An 18,345-nucleotide genomic window follows, 5' to 3' on the forward strand; every position below is an offset into this window, starting at 1 on the left:
GCATCATGATCACACGCCGGCTGCCGACGGGCTCCGATTGGCCCGTCCGGCGTCCAATCACGGGCGGAATCCGCAGGTTCCCCATCTGCCGAGAGTCGTCCGACAGGCATCCTTTGTCGATCGACGGGACTCCTTGATTGAATACAAAACCCCGGTCTATAAGTTTCGGCCCTTAGAATAAGACCAATTTGGGCAGGGAAACATGCCACGTCACGAGGCCTGGGACGCCGAGCGCGCCTCCGAGATCGTCTCCGAGCATCTCCACCTGGAGGGCGCCACGCTTCCCATCCTGCACGCCCTGCAGGAGCGCTTCGGCTACGTCCACGAGGACGCCGTGCCGATGATCGCGGATGCGCTCAACATGTCGCGGGCCGAGGTGTTCGGCTGCGTCAGCTTCTACCACGACTTCAAGCGTCAGCCGCCGAGCGCCCGCCACGAGCTGAAGCTCTGCCGCGCCGAGGCCTGCCAGGCCATGGGCTCGACCAAGCTCCATCGCGAGGTGCTCGAGCGCCTCGGCTGCGATTGGCACGAGTCGGCGGCCGACGGCTCCTGCTCGGTCGAGCCGGTCTACTGTCTCGGCCTCTGCTCCAACGCGCCGGCGGCGCTGATCGACAACGAGCCCCTGGCTCGTATCACGGCCGATTCCATTCAGGCCGCTCTCGCGGAGGCCGGCCGATGAGCGTCACCGTCTACGTCCCGCGTGACGCCGTCGCCCTCGGCCTCGGCGCCAACAAGGTCGCCCGGGCGATCTTCGCCGGCGCCGAGCGCCGCGGCCTCGACGTCACCATCGTCCGCACCGGCACCCGCGGCATGCTCTGGCTGGAGCCGATGGTCGAAGTCGGTACGGCCGAGGGCCGGGTCGCATACGGGCCTGTCACCGCCAACGACGTTGACGCGCTCCTCGATGCCGGGCTCCTCCAGGGCGGCGAGCACGCCCTGCGCCTCGGCAACCCCGAAGAGATTCCCTTCCTCGCGCGTCAGCACCGGCTGACCTTCCACCGCTGCGGCGTGGTCGATCCCGTCTCCGTCGAGGACTACAAGGCGCACGGCGGCTACAAGGGTCTCGAGGCGGCGCTGAAGACCGACGCCGAGGGCATCGTCGCCCAGGTGCGCGACTCGGGGCTGCGCGGCCGCGGCGGCGCCGGCTTCCCGGCCGGCATCAAGTGGAACACGGTGATGCTCGCGAAGGCGCAGCAGAAATACGTGATCTGCAACGCCGACGAGGGCGATTCCGGAACCTTCGCCGACCGGATCATGATGGAGGGCGACCCCTTCAACCTGATCGAGGGCATGACCATCGCCGGCGTCGCCACGGGCGCCACCCGCGGCTACATCTACTGCCGCTCCGAGTATCCGCAGGCCTTCGAGACCCTGCGCGAGGCGATCGCCAACGGCATCAGGGCCGGCGTGCTCGGCGACAACGTCCTCGGCTCCGGCAAGGCCTTCCACCTCGAAGTGCGCATGGGCGCCGGCGCCTATATCTGCGGCGAGGAGACCTCCCTGCTGGAGAGCCTTGAGGGCAAGCGCGCCATCGTGCGGGCCAAGCCCCCGATCCCGGCCCTGAAGGGCTTCCTCGGACAGCCGACGCTCGTCAACAACGTCATGACCTTCACGGCCGTGCCGTGGATCATGGAGCACGGCGCCAAGGCCTACGCCGACTACGGCATGGGCCGCTCGCTCGGCACCCTGCCGATCCAGCTCGCCGGCAACGTCAAGTACGGCGGCCTCATCGAGTACGCCTTCGGCATCACGCTCCGCGAGGTCATCGAGGGCTTCGGCGGCGGCACCTTCTCGGGCCGTCCGGTGCGGGCCGTGCAGGTCGGCGGTCCGCTGGGCGCCTACTTCCCCGACAGCCTGCTCGACACGCCCCTCGATTACGAGAAGATGGCGGCGGCCAAGGGCCTCGTTGGCCACGGCGGTATCGTGGTGTTCGACGACACCGTCGACATGGCCGCCCAGGCCCGCTTCGCCTTCGAGTTCTGCGCCACCGAGTCCTGCGGCAAGTGCACGCCGTGTCGGATCGGCGCCACCCGCGGCGTCGAGACGATGGACAAGATCATCGCCGGCGTGCGCCGCCAGGACAACCTCAAGGTCGTCGCGGACCTCTGCGAGACCATGACCGACGGATCGCTTTGCGCCATGGGCGGGTTGACCCCCATGCCCGTGATGAGCGCGATCACCAACTTCCCCGAGGATTTTAGCGGCGATGGCTCCCATGCCATGGCGGCCGAGTGAGGAGGCGTTCATGACCCTCATCAAGGAAATCGATTACGGCACCCCGATCCGCGTCACCGATCAGTTGGTGACGCTCAAGATCGACGGCGTCGACGTGACGGTGCCGGCCGGCACCTCGGTCATGGCCGCGGCGATGACCATGGGCACGCAGATCCCCAAGCTCTGCGCCACGGACTCGCTCGAGCCCTTCGGCTCCTGCCGCCTCTGCCTCGTCGAGATCGAGGGCCGCCGCGGAACGCCCGCTTCCTGCACGACGCCCGCCGAGAACGGCATGGTCGTCCACACGCAGACGGACAAGCTCGCCAAGCTCCGCAAGGGCGTGATGGAGCTCTACATCTCCGACCATCCGCTCGACTGCCTGACCTGCGCGGCGAACGGCGACTGCGAGCTGCAGGACATGGCCGGCGCCGTGGGCCTGCGCGAGGTCCGCTACGGCTACGACGGCGACAACCACGTCAAGCCGACCGCCGAGAAGTACCTGCCCAAGGACACCTCGAACCCGTACTTTACCTACGACCCCTCGAAGTGCATCGTCTGCAACCGCTGCGTCCGTGCCTGCGAGGAGACGCAGGGCACCTTCGCGCTGACGATCGCCGGCCGCGGCTTCGACAGCCGCGTCGCCGCCGGCCCGACCGACTTCATGAACTCCGAGTGCGTGTCCTGCGGCGCCTGCGTGCAGGCCTGCCCGACCGCGACGCTTCAGGAGAAGTCGGTCATCGAAATGGGCCAGCCGGAGCACTCGGCGGTCACGACCTGCGCCTATTGCGGCGTCGGCTGCTCCTTCAAGGCCGAGATGCAGGGCGAGAAGATCGTCCGCATGGTCCCCTACAAGGGCGGCAAGGCCAATGACGGCCACAGCTGCGTCAAGGGCCGCTTCGCCTACGGCTACGCCACCCACAAGGACCGCATCACCAAGCCGATGATCCGCGCCAAGATCACGGACCCGTGGCGCGAGGTGAGCTGGGAGGAGGCGATCAATCACGCCGCCTCCGAGTTCAAGCGCATCCAGGCCCAGTACGGCAAGGACTCGGTCGGCGGCATCACCTCGTCCCGCTGCACCAACGAGGAGGCCTACCTCGTCCAGAAGCTGGTGCGCGCCGCCTTCGGCAACAACAACGTCGACACCTGCGCCCGCGTCTGCCACTCGCCGACCGGCTACGGCCTGATGTCGACGCTCGGCACGTCGGCCGGCACCCAGGACTTCGCCTCCGTCGACCACACGGACGTGATCCTCGTCATCGGCGCCAACCCGACCGACGGGCACCCGGTGTTCGGTTCGCGCATGAAGAAGCGCATCCGCGCCGGCGCCAAGCTGATCGTCGCCGATCCGCGCAAGATCGATCTGGTGAAGTCGCCCCACGTCCAGGCGGACCATCACCTGCCGCTGAAGCCCGGCTCCAACGTCGCCTTCATCAACGCCTTCGCCCACGTCATCGTCACTGAGGGCCTCATCGACGAGGCCTACGTGCGCGAGCGTTGCGAGCTCGGCGACTTCGAGGCGTGGGCGCGCTTCGTCGCCGACGAGCGCCACTCGCCGGAGGCTTCCGAGCAGTACACCGGCGTCGACCCGGCCGAGCTGCGCGCGGCCGCCCGCCTCTACGCCAAGGGCGGCAACGCCGGCATCTACTACGGGCTCGGCGTCACCGAGCACAGCCAGGGCTCGACCATGGTGATGGGCATGGCCAACATCGCCATGGCCACCGGCAACATCGGCAAGCTCGGCGCCGGCGTGAACCCGCTGCGCGGCCAGAACAACGTGCAGGGCTCCTGCGACATGGGCTCGTTCCCGCACGAGTTCACCGGCTACCGGCACGTCTCGGATGATGCCACCCGCGAGAGCTTCGAGGCCCTGTGGGGCGCCAAGCTCGACTCGGCGCCGGGCCTGCGCATCACCAACATGCTCGACGAGGCCGTCGACGGCTCCTTCAAGGGCATGTACATCCAGGGCGAGGACATCGCGCAGTCCGACCCCGACACGCATCACGTCACCTCCGGCCTCAAGGCCATGGAGTGCATCGTGATCCAGGACATCTTCCTGAACGAGACGGCGAAGTACGCCCACGTCTTCCTGCCGGGCGCCTCGTTCCTGGAGAAGGACGGCACCTTCACCAACGCCGAGCGGCGCATCAGCCGCGTCCGCAAGGTGATGTCGCCGCTCGGCGGCTACGGCGATTGGGAGGGCACGGTGCTCCTCTCCAACGCGCTGGGCTACCCGATGAGCTACACGCACCCGTCCGAGATCATGGACGAGATCGCGAGCCTGACCCCGAGCTTCACCGGCGTCTCCTACGCCAAGCTCGACGAGCTCGGCTCGGTGCAGTGGCCCTGCAACGAGAACGCCCCGAACGGCACGCCGATGATGCACGTCGACCGCTTCGTGCGCGGCAAGGGCAAGTTCATGATCACGGAGTACGTGGCGACCGAGGAGCGGGCGGGCCCCCGCTTCCCGCTCATCCTCACCACGGGCCGCATCCTGTCGCAGTACAATGTCGGCGCGCAGACCCGCCGTACGGAGAACTCGCGCTGGCACGAGGAGGACATCCTCGAGATCCATCCGTTCGACGCCGAGGCCCGCGGCATCGTCCACGGGGACCTCGTCTCGCTGGAGAGCCGCTCGGGCGACATCGCCCTCAAGGCGGTGATCAGCGAGCGGATGCAGCCGGGGGTGGTCTACACGACCTTCCACCATGCCAAGACCGGCGCCAACGTCATCACCACCGACTTCTCGGACTGGGCCACCAACTGCCCCGAGTACAAGGTGACGGCGGTGCAGGTGCGGCGGACCAACCGCCCCTCCGACTGGCAGGCGAAGTTCTACGAGGAGGACTTCTCCCTCACCCGCATCGCCCAGTCCCTCGACGCGGCCGAGTGAGGAACCCGTAGCGTGCTGTCCGTCAACGATAAGCTGGTGCGCATGGCGAACCAGATCGCCAGCTTCTTCCGCTCCTACCCGGAGGAGGAGGCGGTCGCCGGCATCTCCAAGCACATCGTCGCGTTCTGGACGCCGAAGATGCGCCGGAACCTCACCGACTACATCGACGAGGCGGGCGACCGCCTCGACAACCTCGTCGTCCGCGCCCTAACCGAGGACACCTCGGGTCTGGAAAGCCCGGTGCGCGAGGCGACGCGGGACCCGCACCTCCTCGGCGCGGGCGCCAGCGACGCCGGCTGACAGCCGGTCGAAGGCATTGGAGAGGGGCTGCCGGACCGCCGGCGGCCCCTTTCGCGTTTCAGAGGCGGCCGACATCCGTCCGAGCGAGGTCGCCATAGGGGGCGAGGGCTTGGTTTCGGCGGCCCGCATCCCTTAGCATCGGCCGGCCCTCGCCTTCGGTCCCGAAGCGGCGGAGGTTCCTGTCTCGGCCGGGTCGGCCTGCCGCGCCCGGGGAAAGCCGCCGGTGATCGACAAGCTCGACTTCCTCCTCGCCCTCGCCCGCGAGCAGCATTTCGGCCGGGCGGCCGAGGCGTGCTGCGTCACGCAGCAGACCCTCTCGGCGGGGGTGAAGCAGCTTGAGAACAAGTTCGGGGTCCAGCTCGTCCAGCGAGGGTCCCGCTTCCAGGGCTTCACGCCGGAGGGCGAGCGGGTGCTGGCCTGGGCCCGCCGCATCGTCGCGGATTCCCGCGCCATGCACGAGGACGTCGCCGCCCTGCGCCGGGGACTGTCCGGGCACCTGCGCATCGCCGCCGTCCCGACCGCGCTGCCGATGATCGCCGCGCTGACGACGCCCTATCGCGCCCGCTATCCCGACGTCCGCCTCACCATCGAGTCCACCGCCTCGGCGGACATCTTCTCGCTCCTCGAGAACCTCGAGGTGGATGCGGGCCTCACCTATCTCGACAACGAGCCCCTCGGCCGCGTCGCTGCGGTGCCGCTCTACCAGGAGCAGTACCGCCTGCTGATCGCCGAGCACGGCATGCTGGAGGGCCGCGAGACGGTGACCTGGGCGGAGGTGGCGCAGACGCCGCTCTGCCTGCTGACGCCGACCATGCAGAACCGGCGGATCGTCGACCAGCAGATCCGCGCCGCCGGCCACGAGCCGTCGCCGGCCATCGAGTCGAATTCGATGATTGCGCTGATGGCCCATGTGCGGACCCTGCGCTGGGCGAGCGTCGTGCCGGCGGTCCTCGCGGAATCCCTCGGGCCGCTGCCCGGCGTGCGCGCGATCCCGATCGTCGAGCCGAGCATCGAGCATACGATCGGCCTCGTCGCCCTGCGCCGGGACCCGGCGACGCCGATGGTGACGGCCCTCGTCGCCGTCGCCGAGCGCCTGGCCCGGCAGGTCGCGGAAGCGCCGCGCGGGGCGCCGGTGAGCCTCGCCCCGGAGCCCGTCTGAGACGAGGCTCTCCGGCTGCGCGATCACGAAAGCGAGGCTCGGGCCGCCGGGCGCTTCTCAGCGCGGTGCCCGAGTGCCAGATAGATCGCCTTCCGAGGCGGACCGGCTCCGCCGATCAGGGCTTCGTCTCGCCATGTCTCCTCGCGAACCGCTCCTCCACCCGATCCCGATCCGCGATCTCAGGCCGACCCAGCTCACGGTTGGCTACCGGGAGGTCGAGGACAAGCGGCGGCACTGGCGCGAGAAGCAGAAGAAGGACGGCGGCGGGGACTTCCTCGGAGCCCACATGATCCCGGTGCTGCTCGGTCCGAAGGGCCGCCGCTATGTCATCGACCATCACCACCTCGCCCGCGCGCTGCTCGAGGAGGGCGTGTCCGAGGTGCTGACCAGCGTCGTCGCCGACCTGAGCCACCTCGAGAAGGCGGCCTTCTGGGTGTTCGCCGACCACCGCGGCTGGGCGCACCCCTACGATGCCGATGGCGTGCGCCAGCCGATCTCGGACCTGCCGAAGAGCGTCGCCGACCTCGCCGACGATCCGTTCCGGAGCCTCGCTGGGGAGCTGCGGCGGGCGGGCGGCTACGCCAAGGACCCGACGCCCTTCGCCGAGTTCCTCTGGGCGGATTTCCTGCGCCGCCGCCTCAAGCGCAAGCTCGTCGAGACCGACTTCACCGCCGCCATGCGCGAGGCGCTTCAGCTCTCCAAGACGCCGGAGGCGGCCTACCTGCCCGGCTGGTGCGGACCGACGGACTGATCGGGCCTCCGGCTCTTGCACAGGGACGGGGCGCGGCGGCCTTGAACCCGGTCCGGCGATCCCCCAAGGTCGCCGACGGCGCCCCTCGGGCGTGCAGCGTGTCCCCCGGCGTATGGCTTTCCGTTTCCTCCACACGGCCGATATCCATCTCGACTCGCCGTTGCGGAGTCTCGCCCTGCGCAACCCCGATCTCGCGGCCCTGATCGGCGGCGCGACCCGGCAGGCGCTCAGCGCCATCGTCGACCTCTGCCTCGAGGAGCAGGTCGACGCCCTGATCGTCGCGGGCGACCTTTACGACGGCACCCAGACCTCCATGAAGACGGCCCGCTACCTCGCGGAGCAGATGGAGCGCCTGCACCGGGCGGGGATCGTCGTCTACAAGGTCCGCGGCAACCACGACGCCCTCTCGAAGATCACGCAGGAGCTGGTCCTGCCGCCCTCCCTGAAGCTCTTCGGGGGACGGGCCGAGACCGTGACGGTCCGCAAGGGCGACATCGAGGTCGCGATCCACGGCCTGAGCTTCGCGAAGGCGCACGCCCCCGACAGCCTGCTTCCGAAGTATGGCCGGCCCCGGCCGGACGCCGTGAACATCGGCATCATGCACACGAGCCTCGTCGGCGCGGCCGGGCACGACCCCTACGCGCCCTGCTCCGTCGCCGACCTCCATGAGTGGGGCTTCGACTACTGGGCGCTCGGCCACGTCCACGCCCGCTCGGAGCATCGCGGGGCCTCGAAGGTGGTGATGCCCGGCATGCCCCAGGGCCGCGACATTGGAGAGTCCGGCCTGAAGACGGTCAGCCTCGTCACGGTCCGCGACGATCGGACGATCCTGATCGAGGAGCGCCCGACGAGCATCGCCCAGTTCGAGCGCATTTCCGTTGACCTTTCGAACCTCGACAGCTGGCCTGCGGTGCTGGACGGGATCGAGCGCGCGGTCGAGGCGGCCCGGAGCCGGACTGCGGCCGCGCATCTCGTCGGCCGGCTGGTGCTCGGCGGCCGCACGCCCCTGGCCTGGCGGCTGCGCCGGGACAGCGATCTCCTCCGGGCCGAGATCGAGCACCGGCTCGGAGGCGCGGGCCAGGTCTGGATCGACAAGATCGAGATCGCGGCGACGCCCCCCGACGCGACGGCACCGGCCGGCGGCATCGCCGACCCCCTGGACGAGCTCGGCGCCCTCCTGCGCGACGAGATCCTCCGCCAGCCCGCGGTGCGCGAGAGCGTCGGCGCCCTCGTCAAGGAGATCCGGGACGACCTGCCCCCGGATGCCCGGCGCTTCTGCGGCGAGGACGAGGCGGAGTTCGAGCGCTTCCTCGACCGGCTCCTCGGCGAGAGCGGCGCGGAGATCGTCGCCCGCCTCGGCCAGGATGGGGCCGGGACCCGCTGATGCGCCTGCGCCGCCTCGACCTGACGCGCTACGGCAAGTTCACGGACCACGTGATCGACTTCGGGGAGAAGGTCGACGGCGGCCCCGACCTGCACATCGTCTACGGCCTCAACGAGGCGGGCAAGTCGACCGCCCTCTCCGGCTTCCTCGACCTGCTGTTCGGCATCGAGGAGCGCTCGCGCTACGACTTCCTGCACCCCTACGCTGCCATGGAGGTCGGGGCGGTGCTGGAGGTCGGGGAGGCGCGCCACGAACTGCGCCGCGTCAAGCAGCGGACGGGCTCCCTCCGGGACGCCGCGGGCCAGCCGGTCGGGGACGGGGTGATCGCCGGGGCGCTGGCGGGCCTCACCCGCGACGCCTACCGGATGATGTTCTCCCTCGACGACCAGACGCTGGAGGAGGGCGGCAACGCCATCCTCGACAGCAAGGGCGATCTCGGGGAGCTGCTGTTCTCGGCGAGCGCCGGCCTCGCCGGCCTCAGCAGGGCGCTGTCGGCGGTGACGGGCGAGGCCGACGCGATCTTCCGCAGGCGCGCGTCCTCCACGGAGATCGCCGGACTGAAGCGGCGCCTGAACGACCTCAAGGCGGAGCGTGAGAAGGTCGACGTCCAGGCCAGCGCCCACGCCGCGCTCGTCGCCGAGCTGAGGCGCGCCGAGCAGGCCTACGACGCGGCCATGACCGAGCACGGCACGTTGAAGGCCCGCCGGGACGATCTCGGCGGCCTGGTGCGGGCCGCGCCGCTCGCCGCCGAGCATGCGAGCCTCTCCGCGGTCCTGGCGCCGCACGCCGAGCTTCCGCGCCCGCCCGCGCATTGGGCCTCCGACCTGCCGGCGCTCATGGTGGCCGACGCCACCCTCGGGACGAAGCGCGCCGCGGCCGACGAGCGCCTGGAGCGGCTGCGGGCGGAGATCGACGGGATCGCCGTCGACCGGCGGGTGCTCGGGCTCGCCGACCGGATCGAGGCGCTCTCGCTCGGCTCCGCCCGCGTTCAGACGGCCGAGCCTGACCTTCCGAAGCGCCGCGCGGAACTGGCGGAGAGCCGCTCCCGGCTCGCCCAGCTCGCGCGCGCGATCGCGGGCCCGGAGAACGATGCCGATCCCGACGCCCTCGCCGTCGACGCGGCCACGCTCGGCAGCCTCCGGGGCCTGATCGAGCGCTGGTCGGGGGTCGAGGAGAAGCTGTCCAGGAGTCGGGAGGAGCACGAGACCGCGTCAGAGGCGTTCGACCGCGCGCGCGAGGATCGGGCCGCCCTCGACCGCGACCATCCTGCGCTCGGGGCGCCGCAGAGGGCGGCCCTCCAGGCGGCGGCCGGCCGCGTTCGAGAGACCGACCTCCTCGCCCGCCGGCGTCTGGCGCAGGCGGCCGCCCGCGCGAAGTCGCAGGCCGCCGAGGAGGCGATGCGTCGCCTCGCCCCCTGGTCGGGCGAGCCGGCGGCCCTCGAAGCGCTTCGGGTCCCCTCGGCACGTCAGATCCAGGCGTGGCGGGACGAGGCCGCCGAGCACGCGCTGCGATCGAAGGGGCATTGTGAACGAGGGCGCGGCCTGGAGACGGAAGGCGCGGCGCTGGCGGCGAAGGTCGCCGCGGCCGAGGCCGCCATCGGGCCGATCGGGGACGCGGAGGCGGCCGCTCTCCGCGCGCGGCGCGACGCGGCCTGGGTCCGGCACCGCGATGCCATGGACGCGGCGAGTGCCGCCGCCTTCGAGCAGGCGATGCAGGCCGTCGACGGCATGGCCGAGGCGCGCCTCGCCGCCGCCGACCGTCTCGCGGAGCTGCGCGGCCTGCGCCGGGACCTTGAGGTCTGCCGGGCCGGGATCGCCCGCGAGGCCGAACTGCTCTCCGAACTCGACGGGGAGAGATCCGACCTGTCCTCGCGGATCGAGGCGGCCGGCCTGCCGGGGAGCGGGGACGCGGCATCGGCCGGGGAGCGTCTTTCCGGCATCGAGGATTGGCTCGCCCTGCGCGAGCGGGCGGTGGCGGCCATCGCCGAGCGGCGGACGGCCGAGGCCGAGTGCGCGGCGGTCGAGGCCGAGATCGCGCGGGAGGCCGGCGCCCTCGGCGAGGCCCTCGCGGCCGCCGGGACACCTCCTGAGGGCCTCGACCTGCCGGCCCTGCTCCAGGCCGCCGACACGCTGCTGGCGGAGGACGCCCGGTACGCCGAGGCCCGCGCCGCCGCCGACAAGCGCCTGCGCGACGACGCCCGCTCGCTCGAAGCGCGGCGCAAGGACGCCGCGGCCGCGGCCGGGGACGGCAGGGCCTGGGAAGAGGCGTGGGGTCGCGCGCTCGCCGGCACCTGGTTCGCCGGCCTCGCCGCCGACCGTGCCGCCGTCAGGGCCATCGTGGAGGCCATCGCCGGTCTCCCCGAGCGGCTCGCCGAGCGCGACGGCTTGAGCCATCGCGTCGAGGCCATGCAGGCCGACCGGGAAGCCTTCCTGGCGGAGCTGGCGAGCGTACAGGCGGCGCTCGGCGAGCCTGCGGACGGGACGGAGCCCGTCGCCGCCGCCTCGGCCCTGCGCGACCGGCTCCGGGCCGCCGGCCATGCCCTAGACGCGCGCCGGGCGAAGGAAGCGGAACGCGCCGATCTCGAGGCAAAGCGGCGCGTGCTTCTCGAGGAGATCGGGCTTCACGACGCGCGCAAGGCGGAGCGCCTGGCCTTCTTCGGGTTGACGAGCCTTGCGGACGTCTCGGCCCGCCTCGACGAATGCGCGCGCAGGGATCGCATCGAGGCGGACCGGGACAAGCTCGCCGCCCGGATCAGGCAAGAGGCCGGCGCGCCGTCCCTGGAGGCGGCCCTGGAACGGCTCGCCGAGGGCGCGCCGGAGGAGCGGACGCAGGCGTACGAAACGAGCGACCGCCGGGTCGAGGATCTCAACGAGCGCCTGAAGGAGCTGTTCGCGGCCAAGTCCGCGGCGGCCGACCGGCTGGCGGCGGTCGGCGGGGACGACGCGGTGGTCCGGATCGAGGCCGAGCGCCGCACGATCCTCCTGGAGATCGAGGACAAGGCGCTGCGCTTCCTGCACCTGCGCACCGGCGCGCTCCTCGCCGAGCGCGCGCTCCAGGCCTACCGGGAGAAGCATCGCGGCTCGATGATGGGCCGGGCCTCGGACGCGTTCCGCGCCATGACCCGCGACGCCTATGCGGGGCTGGCGACCCGGCCGGAGAAGGACCGCGAGATCCTGATCGGCCGGCCGAGCGCGGGCGGCTCGAAGCTCGCGACCGACATGTCGAAGGGCACCCGGTTCCAGCTCTACCTGGCGCTGCGTCTGGCGGGCTACGAGGAGTTCGTCGCGACCCGGCACCCGGTGCCATTCGTGGCCGACGACATCATGGAGACCTTCGACGAGCCCCGCTCCGAGGAGGTCCTTTCCCTGTTCGGCAAGGTCTCGCACCTGGGGCAGGTGATCTACCTCACCCACCACCGCCACCTCTGCGACCTCGCCCGCAAGGCGGTGCCGGGGGCCCGGGTGCACGAGCTTCCCTGAAGCGCGCCGCGGCGGCGGCCCCGCCGCGCCCGAGGACGGGCGCCGGGCTACTCCGCGGCCGCCGGCGAGGGCTGGTAGGCCTCCGGCGGCGGGCAGGCGCATATCAGGTTGCGGTCGCCGTAGGCGTTGTCGACGCGATTCACCGGCGGCCAATACTTGTCGATCCCGAGGGCGCCCGCCGGAAAGCAGGCGGCCTCGCGGCTGTAGGGGCGCTCCCAGGGGCCGATCAGGTCGTGCACCGTGTGCGGCGCGCGCTTGAGCGGGTTGTCCTGCCTGTCGATCCGCCCCTCCTCGATCGCCCGGATCTCCTCGCGGATCCCGAGCATGGCATCGCAGAAGCGGTCGATCTCGGCCTTGGTCTCGCTCTCCGTCGGCTCGATCATCAGGGTGCCCGCGACCGGCCAGCTCATGGTCGGCGGATGGAAGCCGGCGTCGATCAGGCGCTTGGCCACGTCCTCCACCGTCACGCCGGAGCTCTTCTGCAATGGGCGCAGGTCGACGATGCACTCGTGCGCGACGCGCCCGTTCCGCCCGTTGAACAGGATCGCGTAGGCGCCCTTCAAGCGCGCGGCGATGTAGTTGGCGTTGAGGATCGCGATCCGCGTCGCCTGGGTGAGGCCGCGCCCGCCCATCATCAGGCAGTAGCTCCAGGAGATCGGCAGGATCGACGCGGAGCCGTAGGGGGCCGCCGAGACCGCGCCTTCCCCACCCGTCTCCGGATGTCCGGGCAGGAAGGGCACGAGATGGCTCTTCACGCCGATCGGCCCCATACCCGGGCCGCCGCCCCCGTGCGGGATGCAGAACGTCTTGTGCAGGTTGAGGTGGCTGACATCCGCCCCGACGTCGCCCGGCCGCGCCAGGCCGACGAGCGCGTTCAGGTTCGCCCCGTCGAGATAGACCTGTCCGCCATGGGCGTGGACGATGTCGCAGATCGCCCGGACGTGCTCCTCGAACACCCCGTGCGTCGAGGGATAGGTGATCATGCAGGCCGCGAGACGCTCGGCGTGCTGCTCGGCCTTGACGCGGAAGTCGTCGAGATCGACGTCGCCGTCGGGGCGGGCGCCGACCACGACGATCCGCATCCCCGCCATCTGCGCCGAGGCCGGATTGGTGCCGTGGGCGGACGAGGGGATCAGGCAGACGTCGCGATGGCCCTCGCCGCGCGCGCGGTGATAGCGGCGGATCGCCATGAGCCCGGCATACTCGCCCTGCGCCCCGGAGTTCGGCTGCATCGAGATCGCGTCGTAGCCGGTGATCGCGCAGAGCTTCGCCGAGAGGTCCGCGATCATCTCGTGATATCCCGCCGCCTGATCCGGCGGCACGAAGGGATGCATCTCGGAGAACTCCGGCCAGGAGATCGGCAGCATCTCGGCCGTAGCGTTGAGCTTCATGGTGCAGGAGCCGAGGGGGATCATCGCCCGGTCGAGGGCGAGGTCCCGGTCCGCGAGGCGGCGCATGTAGCGCGTCATCTCGGTCTCGGCCCGGTTCATGTGGAAGATCGGGTGCGTCAGGAATTCCGAGGTCCGCAGCAGGGCTTCCGGCAGGCGCGGCGCGGGCCAGGTCTCGAGGTCGACCGAGCGCTCGATCCCGAAGGCCCGCCAGACCGCCTCCATGACGTGCTCGCGGGTGCGCTCGTCGACCGTGATCCCGATGCGGTCCTCGCCGACCTTGCGGAGGTTGACGCCGTTCTCGACGGCGCGGGCCAGGATCAGCGCCTGGAACGCGCCCACGCGCACCGTGATGGTGTCGAAGAAGGCTTTCGGCGCGACCTCGAAGCCGCCCGCCTCCAGCCCCTCCGCGAGGCGCACGGCGTCGCGATGGACGCGGGCCGCGATCGACTTGAGCCCCTGGGGCCCGTGGAACACCGCGTACATCGAGGCGATGACCGCCAGGAGCACCTGGCTCGTGCAGATGTTCGAGGTCGCCTTCTCCCGGCGGATATGCTGCTCGCGCGTCTGGAGCGCGAGCCGGTAGGCGCGCTGGCCCTTGGCGTCGACCGACACGCCGACGATCCGGCCGGGGAGCGTGCGCTTGTGCGCGTCGCGGGTCGCCATATAGGCGGCGTGCGGACCGCCGAAGCCCATCGGCACGCCGAAGCGCTGGGTCGAGCCGACCGCGATGTCGGCGCCCATCTCGCCCGGCGGCTTCAGGAGCGTCAGCGCCAGCGGATCGGCGGCGACCGCCGCGATGCCCCCGGCCTCGTGCAGCGCCGCGATCGCGGCGCTGAAATCGTGGATCGCGCCCTCGACGCCCGGATACTGGAAGAGCGCGCCGAAGACCCGCGCCGGGTCGAGGTCCGCGAAGGGATCGCCGACGACGATGTCCCAGCCGAAGGGCTCCGCGCGGGTCCTGAGCACCGCGATCGTCTGGGGCAGGCAGGCCCGGTCGACGAAGAAGCCGTTCGCCTCGGAGGCCGAGACGCGGCGGGCCATCGCCATGGCCTCGGCGGCGGCGGTCGCCTCGTCGAGGAGCGAGGCGTTGGCGATGTCGAGCCCGGTCAGGTCGCAGACCATGGTCTGGTAGTTGAGCAGCGCCTCGAGCCGGCCCTGGCTGATCTCCGGCTGGTAGGGCGAGTAGGCGGTGTACCAGGCCGGGTTCTCGAAGATGTTGCGCTGGATCGCCGGCGGCATCGTGGTGCCGTGGTAGCCCTGCCCGATCAGCGAGACGAGCAGCCGGTTCCTATTCGCCACCGCCCGAAGCCGCTCGAGGGAGCGTCGCTCCGACAGGGAGGCGCCGAAGTCGAGCCGCTCCGCCTGGCGGATGCCCGGCGGCAGCGTCTCGTCGATCAGCCCGTGCAGGCTCTCCGCCCCGACGGCGGCGACCATGGCCTCGATCTCGGCCCGCGTCGGGCCGATATGGCGGCGGTTGGCGAAGTCGTAGGGATCGTACGTGTCGCGATGCATCGCTGGCCTCCGCGCCGTCACTTCGCGATCCGGGCGTAGGCGTCCTCGTCCAGCAGCGCGGCGAGCACCGAGGGGTCGGAAAGCCTGATCCGGTAGAGCCAGCCCTCGCCCTGGGGGTCGGCGCCGACCGAGGCCGGCTCGCTCGCGACGGCCTCGTTCGCCTCCACCACCTCGCCGTCGACGGGAGCGTAGACGTCGGACGCCGCCTTGACCGACTCGACGACCGCCGCCGCGTCGCCCTTCTTCAGCCTGGCGCCGACCTTGGGCAGCTCGACGAAGACGAGATCGCCCAGCTGCTCCGCGGCATGCGCCGTGATGCCGACCGTCGCGACGTCGCCGTCGAGCCGGAGCCACTCGTGGTCCTCGGTGAAACGCAGCATGGCGGACTCCTTTTTCGGTGCTCAGCTTCGCTTGAAGCCGGCGGGGACGAAGGGAAGGCGGGAGACGACGAGGGGCAGCCGGCGGCCGCGGACCTCCGCGAAGAGCCGCGTTCCGGGCTCACTCATGGCGGCGGGGACGTAGCCCATTGCGAGCGGCCGATCGGCGCTGGGGCCGAAGCCCCCCGAGGTGACGCGGCCGCAGGGCTCGGCGCCCTCCTCCGTTCCAAAAAGCTCGGCACCGGCGCGCACCGGCGCGCGGCCCTCCGCGAGGAGCCCGACGCGGCGGCGCGCGGGCCCCTCCGCGAGCTCCCGCAGGATGCGCTCGGCGCCCGGAAAGCCGCCGGGACGGGCTCCCCCCGGCCGCCGCTCCCGCCCGACCGCCCAGCCGAGCGCCGCCTCGGCCGGCGTCGTCGCCCCGTCGATGTCGGATCCGTGGAGGCACAGGCCCGCTTCGAGCCGCAGCGAATCCCGCGCCCCGAGGCCCGCCGGGACGACGCCCCCCTCGACCAGGGCGTCGCAGATCCCCTCGACATGGCCGTCCGAGAGGGAGATCTCGAAGCCGTCCTCGCCGGTGTAGCCGGAGCGGGAGACGAGGCAGCGTTCGCCGCCGACATCGATCTCGCGGGCCTCCATGAAGCGCATCGACCGGACCTCCGGGGCCAACGGTGCGAGAGCGGCTTCGGCGCCGGGGCCCTGCACGGCGATCAGCGCCCGGTCGATCGGGCGCATCTCAATGCCGTCGGGAAGGGAGCGCCGCAGATGCGCCGTATCGGCCGCCTTGTTGGCGGCGTTGACGACGAGCACGAGGCCGTCGCGAAGGCGCGCCACCATCAGGTCGTCGACGATGCCGCCGTCCTCGTTCGTGAGGAGCACGTAGCGCTGCCGCCCCTCCTCCAGGCCGAGGAGGTCGGCGGGAACCAGCGTCTCCAGCGCCCGCGCCGCGTCAGCGACGTCGCCGCTGCGGGGGACGAGGGCGATCTGGCCCATGTGCGAGACGTCGAAGAGCCCGGCCCCGGCGCGCGTCGCCAGATGCTCCTTCAGGACCCCGAGGGGGTACTGGACCGGCATCTCGTAGCCGGCGAAGGCGCACAGCCTGGCCCCGTGCCTGCGATGGAAGGCGAAGAGCGGCGTGCGCTCGAGAGCGTCGGCCGCGCAGGCCGGCGTCGCGCTTGCGGGATCGGTGGTCACGGCGAACTCCACGACAGCGGTATCCGCCCCGCAGCAGCGCCCATGGCGCGGCCCGAAGCCAAATACCCCCATCTGTCGCGGCTACCTGAGAGCTTCCCCCATGGGCGGGCGGCCCGTGAGGTTTCTCCTTCGGTGGGCGCGCTCGCTCACGCGCCTCTCTCCAGATTGTCCAACGATGCGGTGATTGTGCCTGAGAGTTTCCGGGGGCGGTTGCTCCGTCGGCGCCATACCGTTCCTGCAAGAGGACCGGTTGGGCTCTCCCGCATCGCGTTTAGCGGACGGCCGGATACTGACCCGAGGCCGATCCCGACGCAAGGGCGGCCGGGCGAGCCGATGAGACATCTCGAACGCGGTGTCGTCCCATCCTCCCGGCGCAGGTCACAGGCTCCTCATGGCCGTGAGCACCAGTCCGTGGACCGGTTCCCCTCGCTCCATCCGGAGCGCCGCGCTTCGGGTTTCGAGCCGGATCAGGCCGGTCTCGGCGAGGACCTTCTCGACATAGGCGCGCGTGTGGCCGTAGCGGCCGTGACCCTGGAGGGTGAAGCCGTCGCCGCTCTCCGTCTCCTCGACGCTGAAGACGAAGCGGCCGCCCGGCCGCAGCGCGGCCGCCGCCGCCCGGCAGACCGCGTCGAGGCGGCCGAAGTAGCACAGGGTGTCGGCCGAGACGACGAGGTCGTAGGCCGAGGCCCGAGCTTCGAGGAAGGCGGTCAGCTCCGCCGCTTCGAGACCGTCGTAGCAGCCCCGCGCCGCGGCCCGCTCCAGCATCTTCCGCGACAGGTCGATCCCGATGAGACGATCCGCGAAGGGGCGCAGGGACGGCCCGCACAGGCCGGTGCCGCAGCCGGCGTCGAGGATGGCGAGGCCCGTCGTCCCCGCTTCCTGCGAGGCCGCGACCGCCTCCGCCACGAGCTCCGGCGCCCGGTAGTCGAGCCGGGCGAGCTTGTGGTCGAAGGTCGCCGCGAAGGCGTCGAACAGGTTCGCGACGTAGGCGTCGCTCGCCCGGTCCGGCACGTTCTCGCCGGAGATCGCTGCCAGGAGATGGCGGGCGGTCTCGCTGCCCGGCTCCTCACGCAGCCAGTCCTGAAGGATCGGCAGCGCCTTGTGGTGCTCCCCCGTCGCCCCGTAGGCCGCGATCAGGTGGCGGCGCGTGGCGGCGTTGGAGGGCTCGAGCTCCAGGGCCCTGGCGTGGCAGGCGATCGCCTCGACGATGCGCCCGCTGCCCGCGAGCAGGCGGCCGAGATTGTCCCACGCGTCGCGGTGCTTCGGGTCGATGGCGATGGCCTCCCGGTAGACGCCCTCCGCCGCCTCCGGAAGCCGCAGGACCCGCAGGGCCACGCCGAGGTTGTTGCGGGCCGCGACCCCCTCGGGCGCGAGGCGGATCGCCTCCTCGTAGGCCTGGACGGCGAGATCGGGCCGGTCGAGCTCGAACAGCACGTTGCCGAGGTCGCTGTGGAGGCCCGCGGCGCCGGGCGCGTGCTCGACGGCCTGCCGGATCAGGCGCAGGGCCTCCCGGTGGCGGCCCCGCCCGTGCTCCAGGAGCCCGTAGAGGTGCAGCGCGCCGACATGGTCGGGCGCCGCTTCGAGGATGCGCCCGTAGAGGGCCTCGGCCACGGGCAGGTCGCCGACCCGGTGGGCGCGCGCGGCGACCTCCAGGGCCTCGTCGAGGGTCAGCTCCGTCTGCGCCATGGTGCCCT

The 18,345-nt window shown here is 71.5% G+C and carries 12 protein-coding genes and 1 riboswitch; of the genes, 8 read left to right on the forward strand and 4 right to left on the reverse strand.

Translation table 11 applies throughout. The features are described 5' to 3' along the window. Positions 1-202 precede the first annotated feature (202 nt). The 8 genes from MFF04_RS13070 to MFF04_RS13105 all read left to right on the forward strand — a co-directional run bounded on the left by MFF04_RS13070 (position 203) and on the right by MFF04_RS13105 (position 12,180). Positions 203-679: a formate dehydrogenase subunit gamma gene (locus MFF04_RS13070; protein WP_238276390.1), complete on the forward strand. Its 477-nt coding sequence runs from the start codon at positions 203-205 to the stop codon at positions 677-679. Continuing rightward, positions 676-2,235 carry a formate dehydrogenase beta subunit gene (locus MFF04_RS13075; RefSeq protein WP_238276391.1) on the forward strand — a complete coding sequence of 520 codons (1,560 nt, stop codon included), beginning with the start codon at positions 676-678 and terminating at the stop codon, positions 2,233-2,235. The genes MFF04_RS13070 and MFF04_RS13075 overlap by 4 nt, the downstream gene beginning before the upstream one ends. Positions 2,236-2,245: 10 nt before the next feature. After that, the gene (fdhF, locus tag MFF04_RS13080; protein WP_238276392.1) at positions 2,246-5,107 is read left to right on the forward strand and encodes a formate dehydrogenase subunit alpha; all 2,862 of its coding nucleotides are present in this window, start codon (positions 2,246-2,248) and stop codon (positions 5,105-5,107) included. Between the two features lie 42 nt (positions 5,108-5,149). Next, positions 5,150-5,407 (forward strand): formate dehydrogenase subunit delta, encoded by a 258-nt coding sequence (locus MFF04_RS13085; RefSeq protein WP_306308052.1) that lies wholly within the window; start codon positions 5,150-5,152, stop codon positions 5,405-5,407. Positions 5,408-5,630: 223 nt separating this feature from the next. Continuing rightward, positions 5,631-6,566 carry a LysR family transcriptional regulator gene (locus MFF04_RS13090; protein WP_238276394.1) on the forward strand — a complete coding sequence of 312 codons (936 nt, stop codon included), beginning with the start codon at positions 5,631-5,633 and terminating at the stop codon, positions 6,564-6,566. Positions 6,567-6,699: 133 nt separating this feature from the next. Beyond that, positions 6,700-7,317, forward strand: coding sequence for a ParB-like protein (locus MFF04_RS13095; RefSeq protein WP_238276395.1), 618 nt, complete (start codon positions 6,700-6,702; stop codon positions 7,315-7,317). 112 nt (positions 7,318-7,429) lie between these two features. After that, positions 7,430-8,701, forward strand: coding sequence for a metallophosphoesterase family protein (locus MFF04_RS13100; RefSeq protein ID WP_238276396.1), 1,272 nt, complete (start codon positions 7,430-7,432; stop codon positions 8,699-8,701). After that, complete coding sequence (locus tag MFF04_RS13105; RefSeq protein WP_238276397.1) at positions 8,701-12,180, forward strand: YhaN family protein; 3,480 nt, start codon at positions 8,701-8,703, stop codon at positions 12,178-12,180. The genes MFF04_RS13100 and MFF04_RS13105 overlap by 1 nt, the downstream gene beginning before the upstream one ends. Positions 12,181-12,227: 47 nt before the next feature. Here MFF04_RS13105 and gcvP read toward each other — a convergent pair whose 3' ends face one another. From gcvP to MFF04_RS13125, 4 genes are all read right to left on the reverse strand, one after another. Further along, positions 12,228-15,083 (reverse strand): aminomethyl-transferring glycine dehydrogenase, encoded by a 2,856-nt coding sequence (gene gcvP / locus MFF04_RS13110; protein ID WP_238276399.1) that lies wholly within the window; start codon positions 15,081-15,083, stop codon positions 12,228-12,230. A 17-nt stretch (positions 15,084-15,100) separates the two neighbouring features. Continuing rightward, positions 15,101-15,463 carry a glycine cleavage system protein GcvH gene (gene gcvH, locus MFF04_RS13115; protein WP_238276401.1) on the reverse strand — a complete coding sequence of 121 codons (363 nt, stop codon included), beginning with the start codon at positions 15,461-15,463 and terminating at the stop codon, positions 15,101-15,103. Between the two features lie 21 nt (positions 15,464-15,484). Beyond that, positions 15,485-16,663 (reverse strand): glycine cleavage system aminomethyltransferase GcvT, encoded by a 1,179-nt coding sequence (gcvT, locus tag MFF04_RS13120; RefSeq protein ID WP_373320050.1) that lies wholly within the window; start codon positions 16,661-16,663, stop codon positions 15,485-15,487. Between the two features lie 156 nt (positions 16,664-16,819). Beyond that, a riboswitch (glycine riboswitch) is annotated at positions 16,820-16,924 on the reverse strand. A gap of 105 nt (positions 16,925-17,029) precedes the next feature. After that, the gene (locus tag MFF04_RS13125; protein WP_238276403.1) at positions 17,030-18,337 is read right to left on the reverse strand and encodes a tetratricopeptide repeat protein; all 1,308 of its coding nucleotides are present in this window, start codon (positions 18,335-18,337) and stop codon (positions 17,030-17,032) included. Between the last annotated feature and the right edge of the window lie 8 nt (positions 18,338-18,345).

The sequence above is a fragment of the Methylobacterium jeotgali genome (assembly GCF_022179345.1).
In the GTDB taxonomy this organism is placed as follows: Bacteria; Pseudomonadota; Alphaproteobacteria; order Rhizobiales; family Beijerinckiaceae; genus Methylobacterium; species Methylobacterium jeotgali.

What these genes read in the sequence shown, in the direction of transcription:
- MFF04_RS13070 (WP_238276390.1), top strand. Translation starts at nt 203, where the DNA reads ATGCCACGTCACGAGGCCTGGGACGCCGAGCGCGCCTCCGAGATCGTC.
- MFF04_RS13075 (WP_238276391.1), top strand. Translation starts at nt 676, where the DNA reads ATGAGCGTCACCGTCTACGTCCCGCGTGACGCCGTCGCCCTCGGCCTC.
- fdhF (WP_238276392.1), top strand. Translation starts at nt 2,246, where the DNA reads ATGACCCTCATCAAGGAAATCGATTACGGCACCCCGATCCGCGTCACC.
- MFF04_RS13085 (WP_306308052.1), top strand. Translation starts at nt 5,150, where the DNA reads ATGGCGAACCAGATCGCCAGCTTCTTCCGCTCCTACCCGGAGGAGGAG.
- MFF04_RS13095 (WP_238276395.1), top strand. Translation starts at nt 6,700, where the DNA reads ATGTCTCCTCGCGAACCGCTCCTCCACCCGATCCCGATCCGCGATCTC.
- MFF04_RS13100 (WP_238276396.1), top strand. Translation starts at nt 7,430, where the DNA reads ATGGCTTTCCGTTTCCTCCACACGGCCGATATCCATCTCGACTCGCCG.
- MFF04_RS13105 (WP_238276397.1), top strand. Translation starts at nt 8,701, where the DNA reads ATGCGCCTGCGCCGCCTCGACCTGACGCGCTACGGCAAGTTCACGGAC.
- gcvP (WP_238276399.1), bottom strand. Translation starts at nt 15,083, where the DNA reads ATGCATCGCGACACGTACGATCCCTACGACTTCGCCAACCGCCGCCAT.
- gcvH (WP_238276401.1), bottom strand. Translation starts at nt 15,463, where the DNA reads ATGCTGCGTTTCACCGAGGACCACGAGTGGCTCCGGCTCGACGGCGAC.
- MFF04_RS13125 (WP_238276403.1), bottom strand. Translation starts at nt 18,337, where the DNA reads ATGGCGCAGACGGAGCTGACCCTCGACGAGGCCCTGGAGGTCGCCGCG.